Origin of the sequence: Burkholderia gladioli (genome assembly GCF_000959725.1) — a bacterium.
Taxonomy (GTDB): domain Bacteria; phylum Pseudomonadota; class Gammaproteobacteria; order Burkholderiales; family Burkholderiaceae; genus Burkholderia; species Burkholderia gladioli.
Window position 1 is genome coordinate 2357559 of sequence record NZ_CP009322.1, and the last position, 17809, is coordinate 2375367.

The 17809-nt window shown below is 68.4% G+C and carries 18 protein-coding genes; 9 read left to right on the top strand and 9 right to left on the bottom strand.

The window, feature by feature from the left end:
- The first annotated feature begins 133 nt into the window (after window positions 1-133).
- Together BM43_RS10525 and hpaR are read left to right on the top strand one after the other, a co-directional pair.
- A complete protein-coding gene (locus BM43_RS10525) occupies window positions 134-1234 on the top strand; it encodes a porin (protein ID WP_036055626.1) in 1101 nt (366 codons plus the stop codon).
- A 278-nt stretch (window positions 1235-1512) separates the two neighbouring features.
- Window positions 1513-1953: a homoprotocatechuate degradation operon regulator HpaR gene (hpaR, locus tag BM43_RS10530; RefSeq protein WP_025097549.1), complete on the top strand. Its 441-nt coding sequence runs from the start codon at window positions 1513-1515 to the stop codon at window positions 1951-1953.
- 132 nt (window positions 1954-2085) lie between these two features.
- On the opposite strand, the gene BM43_RS10535 is transcribed toward hpaR, so the two are convergent.
- Window positions 2086-3333 (bottom strand): SfnB family sulfur acquisition oxidoreductase, encoded by a 1248-nt coding sequence (locus BM43_RS10535; protein ID WP_036057165.1) that lies wholly within the window; start codon window positions 3331-3333, stop codon window positions 2086-2088.
- A gap of 339 nt (window positions 3334-3672) precedes the next feature.
- Between BM43_RS10535 and BM43_RS10540 the strand changes: the two genes are divergently transcribed.
- Window positions 3673-4038 (top strand): DUF3564 family protein, encoded by a 366-nt coding sequence (locus BM43_RS10540; protein WP_036055625.1) that lies wholly within the window; start codon window positions 3673-3675, stop codon window positions 4036-4038.
- A 583-nt stretch (window positions 4039-4621) separates the two neighbouring features.
- Window positions 4622-5023 carry a winged helix-turn-helix domain-containing protein gene (locus BM43_RS10545; RefSeq protein ID WP_013691091.1) on the top strand — a complete coding sequence of 134 codons (402 nt, stop codon included), beginning with the start codon at window positions 4622-4624 and terminating at the stop codon, window positions 5021-5023.
- A 200-nt stretch (window positions 5024-5223) separates the two neighbouring features.
- On the opposite strand, the gene treA is transcribed toward BM43_RS10545, so the two are convergent.
- The gene (gene treA / locus BM43_RS10550) at window positions 5224-6969 is read right to left on the bottom strand and encodes an alpha,alpha-trehalase TreA (protein WP_036055623.1); all 1746 of its coding nucleotides are present in this window, start codon (window positions 6967-6969) and stop codon (window positions 5224-5226) included.
- A 187-nt stretch (window positions 6970-7156) separates the two neighbouring features.
- A complete protein-coding gene (locus BM43_RS10555) occupies window positions 7157-7786 on the bottom strand; it encodes a TetR/AcrR family transcriptional regulator (protein ID WP_036057164.1) in 630 nt (209 codons plus the stop codon).
- Between the two features lie 439 nt (window positions 7787-8225).
- On the opposite strand from BM43_RS10555, the gene BM43_RS10560 reads away from it, so the two are divergent.
- Together BM43_RS10560 and BM43_RS10565 are read left to right on the top strand one after the other, a co-directional pair.
- Window positions 8226-9623 (top strand): MFS transporter, encoded by a 1398-nt coding sequence (locus BM43_RS10560; RefSeq protein WP_013691094.1) that lies wholly within the window; start codon window positions 8226-8228, stop codon window positions 9621-9623.
- Between the two features lie 432 nt (window positions 9624-10055).
- The gene (locus BM43_RS10565; RefSeq protein ID WP_036057163.1) at window positions 10056-11267 is read left to right on the top strand and encodes a winged helix-turn-helix domain-containing protein; all 1212 of its coding nucleotides are present in this window, start codon (window positions 10056-10058) and stop codon (window positions 11265-11267) included.
- Between the two features lie 94 nt (window positions 11268-11361).
- Here BM43_RS10565 and BM43_RS10570 read toward each other — a convergent pair whose 3' ends face one another.
- From BM43_RS10570 to ftrA, 4 genes are all read right to left on the bottom strand, one after another.
- Window positions 11362-11580: a DUF1653 domain-containing protein gene (locus BM43_RS10570; RefSeq protein ID WP_025097557.1), complete on the bottom strand. Its 219-nt coding sequence runs from the start codon at window positions 11578-11580 to the stop codon at window positions 11362-11364.
- Between the two features lie 53 nt (window positions 11581-11633).
- Window positions 11634-12083 (bottom strand): GNAT family N-acetyltransferase, encoded by a 450-nt coding sequence (locus tag BM43_RS10575; protein ID WP_036055622.1) that lies wholly within the window; start codon window positions 12081-12083, stop codon window positions 11634-11636.
- 104 nt (window positions 12084-12187) lie between these two features.
- Complete coding sequence (locus tag BM43_RS10580; RefSeq protein WP_013691098.1) at window positions 12188-13639, bottom strand: M20 family metallopeptidase; 1452 nt, start codon at window positions 13637-13639, stop codon at window positions 12188-12190.
- Between the two features lie 229 nt (window positions 13640-13868).
- Complete coding sequence (ftrA, locus tag BM43_RS10585) at window positions 13869-14825, bottom strand: transcriptional regulator FtrA (RefSeq protein WP_017919807.1); 957 nt, start codon at window positions 14823-14825, stop codon at window positions 13869-13871.
- A 103-nt stretch (window positions 14826-14928) separates the two neighbouring features.
- On the opposite strand from ftrA, the gene BM43_RS10590 reads away from it, so the two are divergent.
- Window positions 14929-15321: a rhodanese-like domain-containing protein gene (locus BM43_RS10590; protein WP_036055621.1), complete on the top strand. Its 393-nt coding sequence runs from the start codon at window positions 14929-14931 to the stop codon at window positions 15319-15321.
- 123 nt (window positions 15322-15444) lie between these two features.
- Complete coding sequence (locus tag BM43_RS10595; RefSeq protein WP_013691101.1) at window positions 15445-15765, top strand: superinfection immunity protein; 321 nt, start codon at window positions 15445-15447, stop codon at window positions 15763-15765.
- Between the two features lie 387 nt (window positions 15766-16152).
- Here the strand turns inward: BM43_RS10595 and BM43_RS10600 are convergent, their stop codons facing one another.
- On the bottom strand, window positions 16153-16416 hold the full coding sequence (locus BM43_RS10600; protein ID WP_017919805.1) for a YodC family protein: 264 nt from the start codon (window positions 16414-16416) through the stop codon (window positions 16153-16155).
- A 43-nt stretch (window positions 16417-16459) separates the two neighbouring features.
- Between BM43_RS10600 and BM43_RS40290 the strand changes: the two genes are divergently transcribed.
- A complete protein-coding gene (locus BM43_RS40290) occupies window positions 16460-16744 on the top strand; it encodes a hypothetical protein (protein ID WP_124083556.1) in 285 nt (94 codons plus the stop codon).
- 43 nt (window positions 16745-16787) lie between these two features.
- Here BM43_RS40290 and BM43_RS10605 read toward each other — a convergent pair whose 3' ends face one another.
- Window positions 16788-17651 (bottom strand): MurR/RpiR family transcriptional regulator, encoded by an 864-nt coding sequence (locus BM43_RS10605; RefSeq protein ID WP_025097563.1) that lies wholly within the window; start codon window positions 17649-17651, stop codon window positions 16788-16790.
- Window positions 17652-17809: the final 158 nt, after the last annotated feature.

Sequence of the window (17809 nt, forward strand, 5' to 3'; positions counted from 1 at the left end):
CGGCCCGCCGCGCCGGGCCGGCAGCCGTCGTCCGCGGGACGATCGAGCGCGGTCCTTCACGAACCATGTCGCATCACCCGCTCTTATCGCAGTCCTCATCAATCGATAACAACCAGACTGGAGACATCACCGCATGAACCCGCTTTTCCGCCCGCGCCATCGCCGCGCGCCCGCGCCGCTGGCCGCCGCCATCGCCGCCGCGCTCACGCTGGCCCCCTGCGCCGCGCAGGCCGCCTCCTCGGTCACCCTCTACGGGATCATGGACGCCGGCCTCGAATACACCAGCCATGCCGCGCCCCGGGGCGGCGACAGCTTCAAGCTGCGCTCGGGCACCAAGAACACCTCGCGCTGGGGCCTGCGCGGCGTCGAGGACCTGGGCGGCGGCCTGCAGGCGGTGTTCCGGCTCGAGAGCGGCATCGACATCGCCAACGGCACGCTCGACGACGGCGCCGATTCGATCTTCGGCCGCCGCGCCGTGGTCGGCCTCAAGGGCAAGTGGGGCGAGCTCACGCTCGGGCGCAACTTCACGGTCACCTACGACTACGTGCTGCCCTTCGACCCGATGGGCTACGCGCAGAACTACTCCTGGGCAACCAGCTCGACGGCCAGCGGCAACCGCAAGGACGGCCTGTTCACGCGCGCCTCGAACGCGGTGCGCTACGACGGCGAGTTCGGCGACTTCCGCTTCGGCGCGATGGTCGGCCTCGGCAACACGCCGGGCAGCGTCAAGACCAGCTCGAAATACGGCGTGGCCGGCGGCTACGAGCATGGCCCGTTCGCCGCGGTACTGACCTTCGACCGCCAGAACGGCGCCAACGACAGCGTGCTGCCGGCCGACCCGGTCAACTACGCGCAGCAGATCCACGCGGCGCTCAGCTACGACTTCGGCAAGCTCAAGACCATGGCCGGGTATCGCAACTACCGCCGCAGCCTGCATGCCGGCGACGTCACGCAACTGAGCGACACCTACTGGCTGGGCGGCTCCTACCAGTTCACGCCGACCTTCACGCTGATCGCGGCCGTCTACCACCAGGACCTCAAGGGCGGCACCGACGCCGACCCGACCCTGGTCTCGCTGCGCGCGAACTACGCGCTGTCCAAGCGCACCGTGCTGTTCGCCTCGGGCGGCTTCGCCTTCGCGCGGCACGGCCAGAACACCAGCGTGTCGCGCGACCTGGTCGGCTACGCGAGCAACCAGGTAGGCGCCACGCTCGGCATCCAGCAGCGCTTCTGAGCGATGCGCCCATGAGGTGCCGTCGAGGCGCCGCCAAAGCGCACGATCGTTCGCGGAAAAAACGCGGCGGCCTTCACGGCCGCCGCGTTTTTTTGCCGAATCCGTAAAGCCGGCCTCGTAAGCACAACGAAAACCTTTAACAGTGCTTGCCGCGATCTGACGAATCCATTCACGAATCCGCGCACAAATACGCACGAATTTCATCGAACCGGAGTGCCTCGGAAACATATCCTCCTGTTAAGATTGTTTCCCTGCCTGCAACACCCGAATCGATTTACATGAATCGCACGATTGACCATCGCAATCTGACGATGCTGCTGCTCGAGGCTCGTGAGACGCTGATCGGACGCTTCCGCCCGATCCTCAAGGAAGTCTCCCTGACCGAGCAGCAGTGGCGGATCATCCGCCTGCTCGATGGCGAGCCGAAGGGCGAGCTGGAAGCCGGGCAGATCGCGAAACGCTGCTGCATCCTGAGCCCGAGCCTCACCGGCGTGCTCGAGCGGCTCGAACGCGACGGCATGATCACGCGCATGCGCTCCACCGAGGACCAGCGCCGCCTGCTGGTCGCGCTGACCGAGCGCAGCCGCCAACTGGTGCGCCGGATCGGGCCGCGCATCGACGACCAGTACCGTCAGCTCGAACAGCAACTGGGCTCGGATACGCTGCGCGACGTCTACTCCGCGCTCGACCGCCTGCTCGAAGTCGCCTCGCCCAACTGAGCGCGCGGCCAGCGCCGCGATCCGCTCCCCTCTCCGCCCGCGCCTCGCCGGGCCGCCGCACGATTGCCCGCCCGCTTCCGCTGGACCGACGAGTCTGTTCGTCATGACGCGATGCCGTCGCGCGCGGCTTCGTCAATTCCAGGCGTGACGCGCCGGCTTCACGCCGTTCAGGTAGTAGTTGCCGACCAGGTGATACTTCCAGCGCACCGGATCGTGCAGCGTATGCGTGCGCGCATTGCGCCAGTGACGGTCCAGGCCGTGCTCGGCCAGCGTCGCCTGGGTGCCGGCCAGCTCCAGCAGCTTCTCGCCGGCCAGCAGGGCCGCCTCGGTGGTCAGCACCTTGGCCTCGCCCACCGCCACCGAGGCGCGCGCCACGTCGTCCTCGCTCACCTCGCCGCGCGTGGCGATCTCGTCGAGCGTGCGCGCCGCGCGCTCCAGCAGCGCCTCGGCCGCGTGCAGGCGGATCACCAGGTTGCCGGTCTCGCGCAGCGTCAGCGGATCGTCGGCGGCGCGCTCCACGCCGCTGTCGATCCAGGCGCGCGAGCGCTCGCGCACGAAGCGCAGCGTGTCGTCGAGCGCCGCGCGCGCGATGCCCGCGTCGATCGCGGCCTGGATGATCTGCGAGATCGGCCCGTTCAGGGTCGGCTGGTCCGACACGCGCTGCGCGGGAAATACGTGCGAGGCCGGCACCCGCACGTCCTCTAGCCTGACCGTGCCGCTGGCCGTGGTGCGCTGGCCGAAGCCGGACCAGTCGTCGATCACCGTGAGGCCCGGCGTATCGCGCGGAATGTAGGCGAGCCAGGCCTGCCGTTCCTCGTCGAGGCCGAGCACCGGCACGTAGTGGGCGAACAGCGCGCCGGTCGAGTAGAACTTGGTGCCGTTCACGCGCCAGGTCTCGCCCTCGCGCACGATGCGGGTCTTCAGATCGAGCACGTGCTTCGTGCCGCGCTCCGAGAAGCCGTTGCCGAAGCGGCGGCCGGCCAGCACCTCGGCGAAGAAGGCGCGCTGCTGCGCCTCGCTGCCGGTCAGCGCGATCACGTCGACCAGGCCGTAATGGTTCTGCGGCAACTGGCCGAGCGAGGGATCGGCTGCCGAGATCAGCTTGACCACCTCGGTCAGCGTCACGAAGGACACGCCCGCGCCGCCATGCGCCTTCGGCACCGTGATCGCCCACAGCCCCGATTGCGAGAACCACTCGATCTCCTCGCGCGGCAGGCGCCGCTCGCGGTCGCGCTCGATCGCGCCGGCCGCCAGCCGCGCGGCCAACTCGCGCGCCACCGCCAGCGCCTCCTGGTCGGAGGCGATCACGTGGGCGCGCGCGGCGGCGGGTGCCGCCGGCGCGTTGGCGGAGGTCGGGGTGGTGGCGTCGAGGGTGGACATCGGCATCTCCGTGCAGGGAATCGAGGGGAACGAAGCGACAGGCAGACGGCCAATCTAGCAATCGCGCCCCCGCCGCCCAAGCGATCGATTCGGGAATCGATATTCCCGCGCAGGACCTCGCCGCGACACACCAGTCATCACACCTCTTCGCGCGACATGATCCACCCGATAAGGCACGAAAATGCGCAAACGATTTCGCTCCCGAGGCCGATGCAGCGAGCCTATGACGGCTGCATGCCCAGTGCGGCAATTTTATTGCGCACCCATCTTGTGTTTAGCTGGGAGGCCTCTAGACTGTTTACTTCCCGCCTTCATCCATGCCATCCAGGAGACGATTCCATGCGCCTCACGATACGGATCAACGCAAGCAGCCAACCCACTTCGCGCCAAGCCTCGTATGCGGTGCTGTGGGTCGACACCGACGAGCAGCTCTGGTCGCGCGAGGCGCATCAGGGCATCGATCTGCCGCAATGGGGGAAGGTGAAGCATGTCGAGGGCGCGGTCGCGCTCTGCGCGGCCGACGGCGACGAAGCGCTGTGCCGGTTGCAGGGCCTGTCGATCGATCGCGTGATGGGCGTCGCCGCCGATGCCGGCCAGGGCACCGCGCTGCTCGGCAGCAGCAGCTCCGACGGCGCATGGCACCTGCAGGCCGTCGATCGCTGCGCGACGCAATCGGAGAACCGCGGCTTCACCGTGGTTCGCTGAAGTTTCTCGCCGAAGTCGCATGAGCGGCGCGTTCGCCGGCTCGTTTCCAGCCAGCGGGTTCGAAGCCCTCACCTGCCGATCATCAAGGCGCCCGGCGCGATGCCGGGCGCCTTTCTCTCGCGGGCCAGGTTCGCATGCGGCGCAAGCCGCGCCTTGGCGGATCCGAAACCGGCCCGGCGAATCCCGGGCTGCCCCAGCTTCCTCGCTCTCGCGCCACCGCCTTCGGTCCCTTGTCGGGCGGCCCTGAGCCGATCCTCGACCGTTTCGGGCGTAAATTTGCACACTTCATACCAATTCGCGCAAACGTTTCGCTCGATGCAACGTTCACGTTCCTTGACGTTACGTCACAGGGGAACAGCGCCGTAACAATTCGCCCCTTGCTACGTAACAGAGCGCCGAGCGCGCCATGCAGGCCAATGCGAAGCCGGCCTCACGCTTCCGAAGCCACCTCGACAATTCCTTTTAAATCAGTTGCTTGCGAAAAATTTCCAGTCGACTCCGCCGAACCACGCACGTTGGCCCGCTTATTGCAGAGTAGAGGGCGTTCCGCTCCGGGGCCATCAGACTAATTGCGAGGACCATCATGGATTGCAAGTATCTGTACATCGACAACATAAAAATCAATTTCATCCGCCGCTCGATCGAGATCGAGGGCCAGCAGGTCGACATGACGCCGCGCGAATTCGACGTGGTCGAATTCCTGCTCGACAACATGAACAAGATCGTGCCGCGCCAGGCTATCCAGGAAGCCATCTGGGGCCGCGAACTCGGCGTCTCGTCGCGCACGCTCGACACCCATATTTCCCGCATCCGTTCGAAGCTCAAGCTCGACAACGACAAGAACATGCGGATCATCCCGATCTACTCGATCGGCTATCGGCTGGTGCTGTTCGGCGCGGCGATGACGCATGTCGAGCCGCACGACGAACCGACGCTGCGCCGCAGCCCGCAACCGGGCGCGCCGCTCACGCACGCCTTCGCCTGAGTTCCACCGATCGACGCGCGGGCCGCTCGCGACTCGCGCGTCGATCGCCAGGACTTCGCGATGCCGCCCGGCGGCATCGCAACCCCGCCGCCTCACGGCGACTGCCTCGCCATCGATGCCTGTGCACGCAACCAGGCCGCGACGGATCATGGGCGCCGACGCAAACCCTGGCCGGCGCCCCTCCTCCCTCCAGCCGCCGCTCACTGCCCGTAACGATCGAGCAGCTTCGCGGTCACGCCATTGGTCCAGCCGAAGCCGTCCTGCAGCGGGTACTCGCCGCCGCCACCGCCGCCCACGCCGGAGCCTTCCACCACATACTTCTCGACCAGCTTGCCCTCGCTCGCGTAGACGCCCTTCACGCCCTTCAGGAAACGCTGGCCGATCTCGTCGGCGAGCGGCCGTTCGCCGTAGCGCGACAGCCCCTCGATGGCGATCCACTGCAGCGGCGCCCAGCCGTTCGGCGCGTCCCATTGCTGCCCGGTGTTCTGCGTGGTGGTGGCCAGCCCGCCCGGTTGCAGCAGCGTGTCGCGCACGTGCTGGGCGGTCGAGATCGCATGATCCGGCGTGGCCACGCCGGCGAACAGCGGGTACAGCGCGGCCGCGGTGAGGCCGTCGCGCGGCTGGCCGAGCTGCCAGTCGTAGTCGCCGTAATAACCGTTCGCGTTCCACAGCCAGTGATTGATCGCCGCGTCGCGGCGCGACGCGCGCGCCGAGAAGTCGGCCACGCAGGCCGCGTCGTGCGTGACCGTGCAGCCCGTCACGATGGTCTTCTCGAGGTGGTACATCAGGCTGTTCAGGTCGATCGGCACGATCGCGGTGGTGCGGATGGTCGCCAGCGTCTTGCCGTCGCCGAGCCAGCGCGAACTGAAATCCCAGCCGCTCTCGGCGCCCGCGCGCAGGTCGCGCCAGACTTCCGGAGCCGGCCGGCCAGCCGCCGACTTCGCGGTCTGCACGTCCTCCAGGTAGGACTCGTCGCGCGGCGTCGCGCTCGCATCCCAGTAGCGGTTCAGGACCGCGCCGTCGGGCATCGTCACCACGTGCGCGGTGGCCGCGCCGCGCGCCGTGCCGGTCTCGCCCTGCATCCAGTACGCGTACTCCTTGCGCAGCGCCGGCAGGTATTTCTGATAGACGCCGTTGCCTTCCTTCTCGGCGGCCAGCTCCACCATGTAGGCGAAGAACGGCGGCTGCGAGCGGCTCGCGTAGTAGGTGCGATTGCCGTTCGGCACATGGCCGACGGTATCGATCAGGTGCGCGAAGTTGTCGAGCATGTCGTCGACCAGGTCCTCGCGGCCGGCTTCCTGCAGGCCCAGCATCGTGAAGTAGCTGTCCCAGTAGTAGCCCTCGCGGAAGCGCCCGCCCGGCACCACGTAGGGCTTGGGCAGCGTGATCAGCGAGCCGTTGGGCGAGGCGCCCTCGGTGGTGCGCGTCAGGTGCGGCCACAACCAGTCGATATGCGCGCGCAGCGTCTGGTTCGCCGGCGGCGTGACCACCGCGTCGACCGGCGGCTTGAAGTGCTGGGTGACGAAGTCGCGCAGCGAGAAGCCCGGCGCGTCCTTCTGCTGCGCGTAGAGCCGCATGATGGTGGCCGCGTCGGCATCGGGCGTGGTGTCGACGAAGGTCTTCTGGTCGGGATAGATCTGCTGGGTCTGCACGGCGGTGAACAGTTCACCGTACAGCTCGCTGGGCGGCGGCAGCACGCCGCTCGGGCGCGTCTGCGGCGGCGCGGCGGCGTCCTCGCCGGGGCGCACCACGGGCTGCGTGTCGGAGCAGGCCGGCAGCGAGACGCAGGCTGCGGCCAGCACGAAGGCGAGGCTGGCGCGGCGGCGCAGCGTGCGCGGCAGGTTCGGTCGGCGCGCGAGGGCGTTCGCGGCGAAATGTTTCGCTGTGCGATCGAATGCGGCTTCCGGAGAAGGGTTCGACTCGTGTCGGGCTGGAATGACGGCCATCTTCGGTCCTTTGTTATGAATTCCGGGAATCCGATGATGCCCGAGGCGGGCGCGGGCCGCGCCGGCAGTTCTGCGAGCTTGTCAGGCGAAACGATGCCGTGCGTGGCCCCACGAGTCGCGCGGCGCGAGCAGGCGTCATGCCTTGCGCGCCGCCCGCGCTGGCAGGATCAGATGCTTGGCTCGCGCCTCACAAGCCCGTCCGCCCGGGCTCCGCACGCAGATAACCGAACACCGCCCGCAGCGCGCGCCGCTCCAGCGCGGCGGCATCGGTCTCACCGGCCTCGCCCGCCATGTCAGTGATGCCCCGCACCATCGCGAGCACATCGCGTGCCGCGACCTCGGGCGCCGCGAGCGGCGGCGCACCGGGCTTGCCGAACGCGATCGCGATCGCTTCCAGCCCGCGCGCGGCCACGTAGCCCACGCGGCCCTCCACCGGCAGCCGCCGCTCCTCCACGTCGATCAGCCGGGCCAGCGCGGGACGGCGCAACTGGTGCGCGACGGCCGCCCGCACCATCGCCGCGAGGATCGAGGCGCAATCGGGCAGCTCGACCGCGCGATCGAAATCGGCGAGCAGCGCGCCGGTCTCGCGCTCGATCAGCGCGGCCGTCAGGGCATCGCGATTCGGGAAGTACTGGTAGAGCGAGCCGATGCTGACGCCGGCGCGCGCGGCCACCGCATTGGTGGTGTAGGCATCGAGCCCCTCGCGCTCCAGGATGCGCGCGGCGGCCTCGACCAGCGCCTCGACGGTGGCCGCCGAACGGCGCTGGACCGGCGCCTTGCGCGGCGTCACGTGGTTCCTGGCGGGGGATTTCGTCATGGGCTGGGTGCAGGGCGTTTCGAATATGAGCGAACGCTCGTATTCTAAACAGTTGGCTGCAGCCCTCGCGAACGCGATCGGCGACGGGTGGAAATCGATGCGCACGCATCCACGACATGGCGTTCCATTCGTCACGCGAACCCTGGCGCGCGACCAGCGACCCACATCGCCCGCGAGGTGCCGCGCGACATACCGATCCTGGATCGCCGCATCGAAAGCATCGAGAACCGCGTCGAGCGCGAGCCAGCCCTCGAAGCCCGGGCGATTGGCGAGCAACGGGATGCAATCGCGCGACACGCCCCGAACCCGCCATGCAGTACGCAACGCGTTCGGCGGCGATACGTCCAGATGCGCCCAGATGCTCGAACGGGAAGGGTTCCGCTAACGCCGGCAGAGGGATCGATGCAATAATGTCGGCTTTGCCGCGCGCCGATCCCCAATGCCGCTCGCAGTCCATCCGTTCATCGCACCGCTGATCGTCGCCTGCGCGTTGTTCATGGAGACGGTGGACGCCAACATCATCGTCACCGCGCTGCCCGCGATGGCACGCGCCTTCGGCCACAACCCCGTCACTCTCAATATCGCGATCACCGCCTACGTGGTCGGGCTCGGCGTGTTCATCCCGATCTGCGGATGGCTGGCCGACCGCTACGGCGCGCGCACGGTGTTCCGCACCGCGATCGGCATCTTCGTGGTGGGCTCGCTGATGTGCGCGGCCTCCACCAATCTCGAGCTGTTCACCTTCGCGCGCTTCGTGCAGGGCGTGGGCGGCGCGATGATGGTGCCGGTCGGGCGCATCATCATCTTTCGCGCGGTGCCGCGCGCGGACCTGATCCGCGCCATGAACTACCTGAGCCTGCCCGCCTTGTTCGGCCCGGCCGCGGGGCCGCTGCTGGGCGGCTTCCTCACCACCTACCTGCACTGGCGCCTGATCTTCTTCATCAACGTGCCGATCGGCATCTACGGCATCTACCTCGCCAACAAGTACATCGCCAACACGCACGAGGCGAACCCGGGCCCGCTCGACTGGTTCGGATTCCTGCTTTCCGCGGCCGGCGCCTCCTTGCTGCTGATGGGCCTGACCATGCTCGACGGCGCGCTGATCAGCCCGCGCGACGCGGTGCTGATGTGCGTGGCCGGCGCGCTGCTGCTGGGCGGCTACGTGCTGTACGCGCGGCGCGCGACAATGCCGGTGCTCGAGCTGCGCTTCCTGAAGATCCCCACCTTCAACGCCAGCGTGATGGGCGGTTCGCTGTTCCGTATCGGGCTCGGCGCGGTGCCGTTCCTGTTACCGCTCACGCTGCAGGAAGGACTCGGCATGAGCGCCTTCGATTCGGGGCTGATCACCTGCGCCTCGGCGGTCGGCGGCACGCTCTCGCGGCTGCTCTCGCAACGCCTGCTGCGCCGGTTCGGGTTCCGCCGGGTGCTGATGGTCAATGCCGCGCTGGCGGGCCTCGCGATCGCGATGTACGGCACCTTCTACCCGGGCATGCCGGTGTGGGTGATCTGGGTGATCGTGCTGGTCGGCGGGATCTTCCCCGCGCTGCAGTTCACCAGCCTCAACTCGGTGATCTACGCCGAGATCCAGCCGCGCGACATCGGCCGCGCCACCAGCCTCGGCAGTGTGGTGCAGCAGATGTCGCTGGGCCTGGGCGTGACGGTGGCCGGCATCGTGCTGCACCTGTCGGCCGCGCTGCGCGGCCACCCTTCGGTGCAGTGGTCGGATTTCTGGCCGGCCTTCCTGGTGGTGGGGCTCTGCTCGTTCGCCTCGATCCCGATCACGCGGCGCCTCGCGCCGAACGCCGGCGACGAGATCGCGCGCGGCAAGCGCGGCTGAGCACGCCGATCGCATCGGCGGGTTCGAATTCAGGCGGGAAAGAGGCGGCGCGGCGGCCCTGGAAAAAACGGCTCGCGCCAAAAAGAAATCGGCGGACATCCACATCGGGCCTGGAGAGCCGTTCGGATATCCGCCGAATGATTCCGGGTGCGGCGACACAGTCACGTTCCCCGGATTCACTCCCTGCGTGCCATTGACATATGTTGCGTCGGGAGCAAAACCGGCGCCGATCGAATCGCGATCCGGTGGAATCGCGGCCGTCACGGCATGAACGTCACTATAGGGAAACTCGATTCGGGCGTCTGTCAACGATTGTCAGATCCGATGCAGCAAGCATGTCGCGTCTTCGCGTCCCTGCCGCCGCGTCGACGGCAACGGCGGCCATCGAATCGCGCTACAGTGACGGCTTCCGTCCCCGCTCCGCGCACGCCCGTGACCACCCTCCCGCTCTCCGCCGCCCGCTCCCTGCACCTGGCCGCGCAAGGCCTGCTCGCGCCGCCGCGCCGCAAGGCCGTGAAGGCCGACGTGCTGGATGCGATCCGCCGCATGGCGCAGTTGCAGATCGACACCATCCACGTGGTGGCGCGCAGCCCCTACCTGGTACTGTTCAGCCGCCTCGGCCCCTATGAGCAGCGCTGGCTCGACGAGCACCTGGCCGAGGCCAGCCTGTTCGAATACTGGTCGCACGAGGCCTGCTTCCTGCCGATCGAGAGCTTCGGGCTGATGCGCCACAAGATGCTGAACCCGGCGGGAATGGGCTGGAAATACGCGGCGGACTGGCACGAGCTGCACCGCGAGTCGATCGATACGCTGCTCGCGCGCGTGCGCGACACGGGCCCGGTGCGCTCCTCGGACTTCGCGCGCGAGGATGGCGCCAAGGGCTCGGGCTGGTGGGACTGGAAGCCCGAGAAGCGTCACCTGGAGGTGCTGTTCTCGACCGGGCAACTGATGGTGGCCGCGCGCCAGAACTTCCAGCGCATCTACGACGTGCTCGAACGCGTGCTGCCGCATTGGGACGATGCGCGCGACCTGCCCGCGCGCGAGATGGTGCTGCCACAGCTGCTCGAGCAAACCTGCCGCGCGCTCGGCGTGGTACGCGCCGACTGGGTGGCCGATTACTATCGCCTGCCCAAGCGCGCCTATCGCGACGAACTGCATGCGCTGGTCGACGCGGGCCAGTTGCTGCCGGTGACGGTGGAAGGCTGGAAGGAACAGGTCTTCGTGCATCGCGACCTCGAGCCGCTGCTCGCGCGCGCCGCCGACGGCACGCTGCGCTCCTCGGTCACCACCCTGCTCTCGCCCTTCGACCCGGTGGTGTGGGACCGACGGCGCGCCTCGGCGCTGTTCGACTTCGACTACACGATCGAGTGCTATACGCCGGCGGACAAGCGCCGCTATGGGTATTTCTGCCTGCCGATCCTGCATCGCGGCCGCCTGGTGGGCCGCGTCGACGCCAAGGCGCATCGCACGCAGGGCGTGTTCGAACTGAAGGCGGTCCACTTCGAGCCGCAGGTGCGGCTCGGCAGCGGGCTGGCCGGCGACGTGGCCCGCGCGATCGGCCGGCTCGCCGATTGGCACGGCACGCCCGAGCTGGCGGTCGGCAACGCACCGCGCGAGTTGAAGGCCGCGCTCGCGGCGCGCTGAAAAGGCTCGCAGCAGCGAGTCGGCGTCACGACGAGTTCCTCGCCGGGCCAGCCCGGCCGATAGGGTCCGCGCCGCTCGCGCGCTCATCGAATCTTCAATCGCGCAGCTTGCGAAAGCGCGGCGTGCCATCTTCCAGCGTGCCGTGGAAGTTGTCCTCGGGACGCGCGCGCAGGCTCGGCTCGTGCGGCCAGACATGCTCGTAGATCACCAGCGCCTCGTCGGTTTCGGAATGACGCGCGACGCCGATCACGCGATAGAGGCCGCCCTTGTAGTGGCGGTGGGTGGCAAGCTGTTCGGCTTGTTGTTCGGTCAGGTCGCTCATGGCGGGCTCCGCGTGCAAAGCGCGTATTGTAGGCGCCCGCGCGCTCAAGCCCGGCGATACACCTCGGGCCGATGCAGCTCCATCCAGCGCTCGGGATGCGCGGGCGCGACGAAGCCCACCGGCGCATAGAGCCCGTGCGCGTCGCTCGTCACCAGCGCGATGCGGCGCAGGCCGCTCACGCGCGGGTCGGCGAAGACCTGGTCGATCAGCGTGCGCGCATGACCCTGCCCGCGATGCTCGGGCAGCACGAACACGTCGCAGAGATAGGCGAAGGTGGCCAGGTCGGTGACGAGCCGCGCGAAGCCGACGAAGGTTTCGCCGAGGAAGGCGCCGAAGCAGAGCGAGCCGTCGATCGACTGCTGCACCACCTCGCGCGGGATGCCGAGCGACCAGGGCGCGTGATCGTGCAGGAAGGCGTGGATCGCGTCGACGTCGAGCTCGCGCTTGTCGGTCGAGATGCGCAGCGCGCCCGGCCGGATTTCAGGTTGGGACATGAGACGAATCCTTCGTGGTCCTCGATAGGCGGCAGGCGCCCGGTATACGGCGCAGGGGCGCGAGGCAATCCGGCCTCGCGCCCCTGCGTGGTTCCAGAGCGCGCTCAGCGCGCGGCGGCGATCACGTCGGCCACCGCGGCGGTCAGCCGTTTCGCGTAAGGCACGTGCAGGAACTCGTTGGGCCCGTGCGCGTTCGACTTCGGCCCGAGCACGCCGCACACCATGAACTGCGCCTTCGGGAAACCGGCCTGCAGCACGTTCATCAGCGGGATCGTGCCGCCGATGCCCATGAACGCGCAGTCGGCGCCGAAGTGGCGGCGCGAGGCCTCGTCGAGCGAGCCGGCCAGCCAGGGCGCGAGCTCGGGCGCGTTCCAGCCGGTGGCGGCACCCGAATCGGGCTTGAAGGTGACCTTGGCGTTGTAGGGCGGCTCGAGCTCGAGCAGGCGCTTCAGGTCCTGCACGGCCGTGGCGGCGTCGACCAGCGGCGGCAGGCGCAGCGAGAGCTTGAACACCGTCTTCGGGCGCAGCACGTTGCCGGCGTTCTCCAGCGGCGGCAGGCCCGCCGCGCCGGTGACGGCCAGCGAGGGCCGCCAGGTCGAGTTGAGCAGCGCCTCGCGCGGGTCGCTGGTGGTCGGCAGCACCGGTCGGCCGTCCTGGCCGCAGGCCCAGGGCAGGCCCTTCCATACCTGGTCGCCGAGGATCGCGGCGGTGGCCTCGGCCTCGCGCACGCGGCTCTCGGGAATCTCGCAGTGGAACACGCCCGGCAGCAGGTTGCCGCTGGCCGAATCCTCCAGCCGCTCGAACAACTGCCGCATGATGCGGAAGCTCGACGGCGCGATGCCGCCGCCCATGCCCGAGTGCATGCCCTCCTCCAGCACCTCGACATGCAGCTCGCCCGCCACCGTGCCGCGCAGCGAGGTGGTCAGCCACAGCTGGTCGTAGTTGCCCGCGCCCGAATCGAGGCAGACCACCAGGCCGACCTGGCCGAGCCGGTCGCGCAGCGCGTCGACATAGGGCAGCAGGTCGTAGCTGCCCGATTCCTCGCAGGTCTCGATCAGGCCGACGCAGCGCGGGCGCTCCACGCCCTGGGCGTCGAGCGCGGCCAGCGCGGTGATGCTGGCGTAGATCGCGTAACCGTCGTCGGCGCCGCCACGGCCATAGAGCTTGCCGTTCTCGTACTTGGGCGTCCAAGGGCCCAGGTCGGCGCGCCAGCCGTCGAATTCGGGCTGCTTGTCGAGGTGGCCGTAGAGCAGGATCGTCTCGGTGGTGCCGGAGCGCGTGGCGGGCGCGTCGAAGAAGATCACCGGCGTGCGGCCCGGCAGGCGCACGATTTCCAGCGTGAGCCCGCGCACCGGCTGGCGCTCGGCCCATTGCGCGGCATCGACCACCACGCGCTCGAGCAGGCCGTGCTGCTGCCAGTCGGGATCGTAGGCCGGGCTCTTGGCGGGAATCGCGATGTAGTCGGTCAGTTGGTGGAGGATCTCGTCGTTCCATTTGCGCTCGACGAAATCGGTCAGGCGCGGGTGATCGAGGGCGGTGTCGGCGGTGCTTGTCATGATGGTGCTGGCCGGTGGGGACGAAGAAAAGATGATAGCGCCGATGCGGGCTCGCGCGGCGGGCGATCTCGCGCAAACGCGCGCCGGCGCACGAGACTACGGTAAACCGCTTGCGACCGCCCGGCAGCCGCCGGCTGCGGGGCGGCGCGAAGGGCGTCTGCCGCGGATCTGCCGCTCGACGGTGCAAACACGGTGGAGCGCCGCGCCCCCAGCCTACCGCCGCGCCTCTTCAGCGCACGTCGAAATCGCGCCGGTACGCAGCGGGGCTGGTGGCCGCGACGCGCCGGAAGTGGCGACGCAGCGATTCCTCGGAGCCGAAGCCGGCCAGCTCGGCCAGCTGCGCCAGCGGCAGCGCCGGGTTCGCCTCCAGCATCTCCTTGGCGAGCCCGACGCGCTCGCGGATCAGCCAGGCATAGGGCGCCAGCCCGGTCGCCTCGCGGAACTGGCGCTGCAGCGTGCGCGGGCTCATCGCCGCGCGCTCGGCCAGGCTCGCCAGCGTGTGCGGCTCGGCCGCGTGCTCGCGCATCCAGTCGATCAGCGGCGCGAGCCGGTCCCGCCCTTCCGGCGCGACCGGGCGCGGCACGAACTGCGCCTGGCCGCCCTCGCGATGCGGCGGCAGCACCAGCCGCTGCGCCACGCGGTTGGCGATCGCGCTGCCGTGGTCGCGCCGCACCAGGTGCATCAGCATGTCGAGCCCGGCGGCCGAGCCGGCCGAGGTGACGATCGCGCCCTGGTCGACATACAGCGCGTCGGGGTTCACCTGCAGCGAGGGATGACGCGCGCGCAGGCGCTCCACATACCGCCAGTGGGTGGTGACGGCCAGGCCGTCGAGCACGCCGGCGGCGGCCAGCACGAACACGCCCGAGCAGATCGAGCAGAGCCGCGCGCCGCGCCGGTGGGCCGCGCGCAGCTTGCGCAGCAGCGCCTCGGGCGGCGCCTCGTCGGGATCGCGCCAGCCGGGGATCACGATCGTGTCGGCGCGATCGAGCATGGCCAGCCGGTAGGGCGCGGCCACCGTGATGCCGCCGGCCGCGCGGATCGGCCCCGGCTCGGCAGCACAGACCGCGAAGCGATACCAGTCCACCTCCAGCTCCGGGCGCGGCAGCGCGAACAGCTCGACCGTGCAGCCGAATTCGAAGGTGCAGAGGCGATCGTAGGCGAGCGCCACGACGAGATGATCTTTCATGGCGCGATGTTACCGGAACTTGTCGATCGCGCCACTTTCGGGCCGGGCCCGCGATGCCGATACTGGGGACTCGGACACTTATTCCAGAGGAACCCGAACCATCATGTCCTACGTCACCGAGATCCCCGCCGCCGACAGCGCCGCCGCCCTGGCCCACTTCAGCGACCTGCTCCGGTTCGAAACCGATTGCTGGGACGTGCATCACGCGCTCGCTTCGGGCCAGGCCGATTTCGTCCTGCTCGACGTTCGCAGTCCCGAGCAGTTCGCCGCCGGACATATCCGGGGCGCCATCAATCTTCCGCACCGCAAGATCGTCGCGGGGACGCTATCGCATTTTCCAATCGATACGATATTCGTTGTCTATTGTGCCGGCCCGCACTGCAATGGCGCCGCTCGTGCAGCGCAGCGCCTGGCCCGCCTCGGAAGGCCCGTGAAGCTTATGGCAGGCGGGATTACGGGATGGTGCGACGAACATTTCAAATTGGTGACGGATTGAGTGACGGGTCGGTATCATCGCGGTAAACGCAACAATTAGTTGCCGGCACGGGATCCGAAAAAGCGCGACAATCCGTCTCACTGCAGTCGACTTGTCGCACTGCAACACGGAAGGAGAAGTCCCATGAAGATCCTGTTTCAGATTGCCGGGGCAGTTATCGCGATTGCGCTCTACTTTCTGCCGGCGATCATCGCCGACCGTCGCGGCCGTCACGACAAGCTGACCCTCGCGCTGTTCAACGCGCTGTTCGGCTGGACCGGCATCGGCTGGCTGATGACGCTGTACTGGGCCAGCCTGCCGAACCCGGCGCGCAACCTGGCCGGCAACATCGTCCAGACGCGCCGCTCGATCAGCATGCGCAAGTTCTCGAACGGCCTGGTCGATCGCGTGCAGAACCGCGTCGCGCTCCAGCAGGCCTGGATCGAGAAGCAGGATTCCCGCTGAGCCACCGGGCCCGGCCCGCCAGGCCTGATCCGTCGTACCCGTTGTCGTCGCTTCCGGATTTCCCCGCATCACCGACTGCGTAGCCCTGCCCCGCGTCACCTGTGAGCGTCTTCCGCCTGCGTCACCCCGCCCGATCGTTGGTCCCGTCCCGGCGCCTTGCCCCGGATGATCCCGTCTTGCCGGTTTTTGGCGGGACGGGCCGTGCCGGCACTGCCGGCAAGCCTGAAGGCGCCGACGAACGCGCACGGCATCACCCGCGCGGCGTATGCCGCGCGAGTGATGGGAAAACTCGGGAAAAACAGCGGGAAGGAAAAACGGCGGGAAGAAACGACGGAAAAACGCGGCAGGAAACGACTGGCGGACGACTGGCCGACGGCCCGGCGCGCCTCAGAGCGCCACGCCGTTCGACCAGCCGAAGCGCCGCAGGCTGGCGCGGCCCGCCGAGATGGTGGTCGGCTCCAGCACCACCGCCTCCACGGCAAAGCGCTGCTGGCGGAATTCCCCGCTCGCATCGAACCACTGGCAGCTCACCCAGGATTCGCCGCCGGCGGCACCGACGAAGGTGACCGTCATGCGCGGCCCGCCGGTCTTGAGCGTCACGACGTCGCCGATGCACGGCGACGCGGCACGGATATCGTTCAGTGATGTCATGGCCCTGGCCTCTCGGAAGTCATGCCGGATCGATTTCCGGCTTGTGTATTTGACGCAGCCTAGCAACGAAAATATTCAGGCACAAGAAGTCTTTTCAGCTTCCTTCATCACCAATCAGAAAATAGCCGATTTCACCTGTCAGCCTTGCCAGTCAAGACTTCGCAGACTGTCCAAAGCGCCATTTCCTCCTGTCCGATTTGACGGGTTTTCAGCCGACATTTTCGACTGGGGAAATCATCGGATTTCATTATTTCGTCAAAACTTCATTGCCGAAAATGAATCCACCAAAGATCGAATGGCGATTGGAATCGGGGAATATCGAAAATGAACCGATCCGGCCGCCCTTGTCGGCCTGTATTGCGGGAAACGGCTCAGGACGCGCTATAGGCGCCGCGCGCGTGCAATTCCGATTCGGTGCGCTCGAGCGCGGCCACCGCCTCGCCGCCCTCCAGCGCCAGCAGTTGCGCTACCAGGCCCTCGGTGAGCGCGTGCGCGGCCACCAGCGAGGGGAAGAACGAGGGGCTGTCGTGGCTGAACAGCAGGGTGAGATCGGCCAGCAGCGCGATCGGCGAGACGCTGCTGTCGGTGATCGCGACCACCCGGCTGCCGCGATCGCGCGCGATGGTCGCCACGCGCGTGGCCTCGGCCGAATACGGCGCGAAGCTGACGATCACGGTCACGCTGTGGCGGCCGATCGCGCGCAGCTCCATCTCCAGTGAACCGGCCACGCCGGCCAGCAGCGACACGCTGGGCCGGAACAGCCGATAGGCATAAACGAAGCCGAACGCGACCGGATAGCAGGAACGGAAGCCCGCCACATGCACGTGCTGCGCCTTGCGGATCAGCTTGGCCGCCTCGAGCATCGCGCGCTCGTTCTGGCCGGCCGTGCCGGCCAGGTTGTGCTGCTGCGCGGCCAGCAGGTCCTGCGCGAGCGCGGCCTTGCCGCCGGGCTTGACCAGCGAACGCGCGCGCTGCGTCATCGGCGCGGGGCGCGTGCGCAGGCGCGCCACGAACAGGTCGCGCAGCTCGTTCCAGCCGGGAAAGCCGAACTGCTGCGCGAGCCGCACCAGCGAGGCCGGCTGCACCTGGGCACGCTGCGCGAGCTTGCGCATCGACGACACCGCGACCTCGTCGGGATGGTCGAGCAGGAAGGCCGCGCCGACCTGGAATTGCGGGCTCAGCTCGGAAAATTGCGCGCGGATCAGGGACGCGAGTTCGTCGAAATTGGCGGGCATCGTCAGGGCAGCGTGGAGCGGGCGCCCATGGTACACCGGCCCTCGCGGCCCTGCGCGACGGGCGGCGGCCCTCGCGCGCCGGGCTCGCGCCCGCTTCTGCTACATTGCGGCGAGGCGCCGCCCCTTTGTTTCCTTGCCCCTTCATGCCTCGATGCCTG